1 protein-coding gene and 1 pseudogene are annotated in these 5185 nt (G+C 56.7%); both read left to right on the top strand.

All coding sequences use genetic code 11. From position 1 onward, the window contains the following. On the top strand, nucleotides 1–4810 hold a 4810-nt coding region (locus H6G62_RS25930), incomplete at its 5' end, for a PAS domain S-box protein (protein ID WP_190500574.1). Between the two features lie 30 nt (nucleotides 4811–4840). Further along, nucleotides 4841–5086, top strand: a pseudogene (locus tag H6G62_RS25925) (transposase); the annotation flags it as partial. Nucleotides 5087–5185 lie beyond the last annotated feature (99 nt).

The following is a 5185-nucleotide window of genomic DNA, read 5'->3' as shown; positions in this document are numbered from 1 at the left end:
ACCGCTGTTTTGTGGCGACGAATTGTGGGGTCTGCTCAACGTTGCCGAAAGCACCCGCCCCCGCGATTGGCAGCCCGACGAAATTGAGTTGCTCCGCAACCTCACGATCCAGATCACGATTGCCATCCAACAGGCTTCCATCCACGAGCAATTGCAGGCTGAACTGCAAGAACGCCACCACATCGAAACCCAACTGCGCCAGGTGATTGAGGGCACAGCCGCCTTCACTGGGCAAGCGTTCTTTCCGGCCTTGGTGCGCCACATTGCCGAAGCCTTGGGCATTCGCTATGTGATGGTGTCCCAATCCGTGGAAGCAGGGTTTCAGGTGCTGGCTTTCTATGCCGATGGCGAACGGCAGCCTCCCCTATTCTTGCCCTACGAGGCGGTTCCCTGTTGTTTTCAGTCGTTTCAAACGGGGCGCTGCTGTCATCCCGCCAATCTCCAAACCCTGTATCCCAACCATGACCTCTTTGCCGCATTAGATGCCGAAAGCTACCTGGGGGTTGGCCTGCGCAATGCCGCTGGGGAAGCCACGGGCAACCTCTGTATCCTCCACGACCGCCCCCTAGCGGATCCGGCCTGGACGGAAACCCTGCTCTCTATTTTTGCGGCCCGCGCCGGAGCCGAGCTAGAACGCCTTGTCACCGCCCAGGCGCTAGAACACCTCAACGCCGATCTAGAAACCCGTGTTGTCCAGCGCACCGCCGAACTGGCCGAACGGGAAACCCTGCTGCAAGACTTTTTAGACAACGCCAACGACCTGATCCAGATGGTGGATGTGAGCACTGGGCGGTTTGAGTTTGTCAATCGGGCGTGGCGCGAGGCGTTGGGCTACACCGCTGCCGAGGTGGAACACCTGACGCTGTTTGATGTGTTAGCACCCGACTGTACAGCCCATTGCCAACAGCTACTCGAACACATGCGCGCTGGCACGATCACCCAACTGGAACAGGTGGAACTCACCTTTATTCACCAGTCGGGGCGGCCCGTGGTGGTAGAAGGCAGCATCAACTGTCGGTTTGAACGCGACGCCGAGGGGAATCAGCGCCCCCTTTCCACCCGCGCTATTTTGCGAGACATCACCGCCAAAAAAGCCGCCGAACAAGCCCTGCGAGATACCGAAGCCAAATACCGCCAGATTATCGAAACGGCCCAGGAGGGTATTTGGATCATTGATGCAGAGGCAAGACATCAATTTGGGAACAATGCCCTACTCAGAATGCTGGGCTACACCGCAGAGGAAATGGAAGGGCGCTCGTTGTTTGATTTCTTCCCGCCTTCACTCCATCCCCAGATCCAAGAGCTGCTTCAACGGCGTCAAGCTGGTATCTCCGAGGCCAACGAGGTGCCGTTTTCGCGGCGTGATGGCACTACCCTATGGACGATCTCCTCCTCAACGCCCCTGTTTGATGAGGCTGGGCACTATGTTGGGGCCATGGCGATGATCGCCGATATCACGGATCGCAAATTGGCCGAAGAAGCGATCCAGGCGGAAAATGCCTTTCGCACCTTAATTTTGGAAAACCTGGCGGAAGGGCTGTGTGTGTGCCATGCCTGCCCAGATTTCCCCTTTGTTGCGTTCACCATCTGGAATCCCCAAATGGAGGTGATTACGGGCTATACCCAAGCCGAAATTAACCAACTGGGCTGGTATCAAACGCTCTACCCCGATCCAGCGGTGAGGGATCGGGCCATTGCCCGCATGGCGGCCATGCGTACGGGAGATCATATTCTGTCCGAGGAATGGACGATTCGCCACCGGGATGGCCGTGATCGCATCCTGTCTATCACCACTTCTCTGCTGCCCACCGCCGACGGGTCAGCCAACGTTCTGGCGGTCATGCAAGACATCACCGAGCGCCGCCAAGCCGAGCGAGAGCGCCAGCGCCTCCTGCAAGAACTGGCTGGGTTTAAGCTGGGGCTAGACGAAGCGGCGATTGTGGCCATTACCGATGCCGAGGGCGTGATCACCTACGTCAACCAACGGTTTGTCGAAATTTCCGGCTATAGCGAGGCCGAGGCCATTGGCCAAACCCACCGCATGGTCAATTCTGGCGTTCATCCCTCCAGCTTCTTTGCCGACCTGTGGGCCACCATCAAGCAGGGCCAAACCTGGCGCGGCGAAGTGTGCAACCGGGCCAAGGATGGCAGGCTGTATTGGGTGAGCAGCACCATCGTGCCGTTTTTAGACAGGGACGGCAAGCCAGAGCGCTACCTGGCGATTCGGTTTGACATCACCGAGCGCAAGCAATTTCAACTGTTGCTGCAAGAAAACCTGCAACTGCTCCAGGGCATTACCCAGGCCCAGTCGCAGTTTATTACCGCCCAAAACCGCCTAGAAATTTTTGAAGGGCTGTTAGCGACCTTATTAGACTTTACCGATAGCGAGTATGGCTTCATTGGTGAGGTGCTGTTCCGGGAGGATGGAACCGCCACCATGGAAGAAAGCTTTATGAAAATTCGCGGGGTTCCCTATCTCAAAGCCCACAGCATTACCAACATTGCCTGGGATGAGATCACCCAAAAATTCTATGAAGACAACTATGAACAGGGCATGGAATTTACCAACATGAACACCCTGTTTGGGGCCACCATCATGACGGGCAAACCCGTGATCGCCAACAGCCCCAGCACCGATTCCCGCCGAGGCGGCATCCCCCAGGGGCACCCGCCGCTGAATGCCTTTTTGGGGTTGCCCTTTTTTAGCGGATCAACCCTCATCGGCATGGTGGGGATTGCCAACCGCCCCGGTGGCTACACCGAAGACCTGGTCGCCACCCTCAATCCGCTGCTCGTCACCTGTAGCAACCTGATCGAGGGCTATCGTCAAGATCGCCTGCGCCGCGAGGCTGAAACAGCGCTACAAGAGTCTCGGCAGTTCCTACAAACGGTGCTCGATACGGTGCCGCTCCGGGTGTTTTGGAAGGATGCGAATTCTAATTATCTAGGGGCTAACCAACGGTTTTTGCAGGATGCCGGACTGAGGGAAACCTCGGAATTAGTCGGCAAAAATGATTTCGATCTACCCTGGGGCGAAACCGAGGCAGAACTCTACCGCGCCGATGACCGTGCGGTGATGGAGAGCGGCGAAGCCAAGCTAGGGATCCTCGAAACCCAGCACCAGCAGGGAGGGGAAGCGATCTGGGTGGAAATGAGCAAGCTCCCGCTGCGCAATTTGGCCGGGGAGATTATCGGGATTTTGGGCACCTATCAAGATGTGACCGACCGACGCAACGCTGAACTGGTTCTCCAACGCCAGTTAGCGGCCATCGAGGCGGCGGTGGATGGCATTGCCATTCTCCAGGATGGGCGCTACCTCTACCTCAATTCGTCCCATGCCAAGATGTTTGGCTATGAATCCGCCGCCGATCTGATCGGCCAGGGGTGGGCCATCCTGTATTCCTCGGAGGAGCTAGAACGCTTTGAACGAGAGGTGTTTCCGGTGTTGCTAGAGCAAAAATCCTGGCAGGGCGAGGCAACGGCCACCCGCAAGGATGGCACGACCTTCCCAGAGCAGTTGTCGCTCACCTTGGCGGCAGACAACTTACTGATATGCGTGTGCCAAGACATCAGTGATCGCAAAGCCGCAGAGGAGGAACTGCGCCGCACCAATACCGCGCTAGAACGGGCCACCCGCCTCAAGGACGAGTTTTTGGCCAACATGAGCCATGAGCTACGCACCCCCCTCAATGCCATCCTAGGCATGACGGAGGGGCTTCAGGAAGAGGTGTTTGGCATTGTCAACGAGCGACAACTCTCCGCCCTGGGCACCGTCGAAAAAAGCGCCAATCACCTGCTCTCTCTGATCAATGACATTCTGGATGTGGCCAAGATCGAGTCGGGGCAGATCACGTTGGAGTGTACCTATGTTTCGGTAGAGCAGCTTTGCTCCTCCAGCCTTGCCTTTGTGAAGCAGCAAGCCTTCAAGAAACGCATCCAGATTAACACCGACATTCCATCGCATCTGTCAGAGATATGGGTAGATGAAATTCGGATGCGGCAAGTCTTGCTCAACCTGCTCAATAATGCGGTGAAATTTACCCCAGAAGGGGGGAGCATTACCCTTCGCGTTTCGCAGGTACCCCCAGCGGCAGGGGCATCTGGGTCGTCCTTCCTGCGCTTGGCCATCGAAGATACGGGAATTGGGATTGCCCCTGAAAATATCACTAAGCTGTTCAAACCCTTCGTCCAAATTGATAGCGCCCTCAACCGCAAACAGACTGGCACGGGCCTGGGGCTGGCCCTCGTCAAACAAATTGTGGAACTCCATGGTGGGCGGGTGGAGCTAACTAGCGAACTGGGGGTCGGCAGTTGTTTTGCCATTGAACTGCCCTATGTTCTCCAGGCACAGCCGAATCCTCAACCCACGGATGTCGCCGCCCCCGACGACCATCGTCCTAGTGCCGCCACGGACGACTCCCCCCCGGCACCTTCACCCCTGGTGTTGCTGGCCGAAGATAACCCGGCCAATGTGGCCACCATCTCCTGCTATCTGGAGGCCAAGGGGTATCGCCTTGTCCATGCCAACGATGGGGAAGAAGCTATTGATCTGGCGTTGTCTCACAACCCCGATCTCATTTTGATGGATATCCAAATGCCAGGGATGGATGGACTAGAGGCCATGCGGCTGATGCGGCTACAGGAGCGCTTGACCACAACCCCCATCATTGCCCTAACCGCCTTGGCCATGAAGCACGATAGTGAACGTTGCTTGGCCGCCGGAGCCAATGCCTACCTCAGCAAGCCTATCCGTCTCAAGCAGCTCGAGACCACCATCCGCACCCTGCTCCTAGAACACCCTCTCCGCTAATCTCGGTATTGGATGCAAAGGTCACCCTTCGGCCCTGAAGCCAGTGGCTTGTCGCCCGCCACCATGGGCTGATTGAAAGCCAAGTGGGTCGAAGAACACCAGGACTGGCAGAAACGCTCTTTGCAGAATCGACGCTATGTCTATATTTGGGCCGATGGTATCGACTTCAATATTCGTGCCGATGAGCGGCAATGCCTCCTGGTGATGATCGGGGTTACGGACAATGGGAACAAAGACTTGTTAGGACTCACGGCAGGTTATCGGGAGTCAACACTCCGGACAGTTTTTTGGGGTTGGGTTGGAAAAAAGCTATCCACCGCATAGAGTGCAGGTGCAAGTAAAACACGGTGCACCGATGGATAGCCTCAACAGCAT

Origin of the sequence: Phormidium sp. FACHB-1136, assembly GCF_014697375.1 — a bacterium.
Classification (GTDB): Bacteria; Cyanobacteriota; Cyanobacteriia; order Phormidesmidales; family Phormidesmidaceae; genus Nodosilinea.
This window is presented reverse-complemented; position numbering and strand designations above follow the sequence as displayed.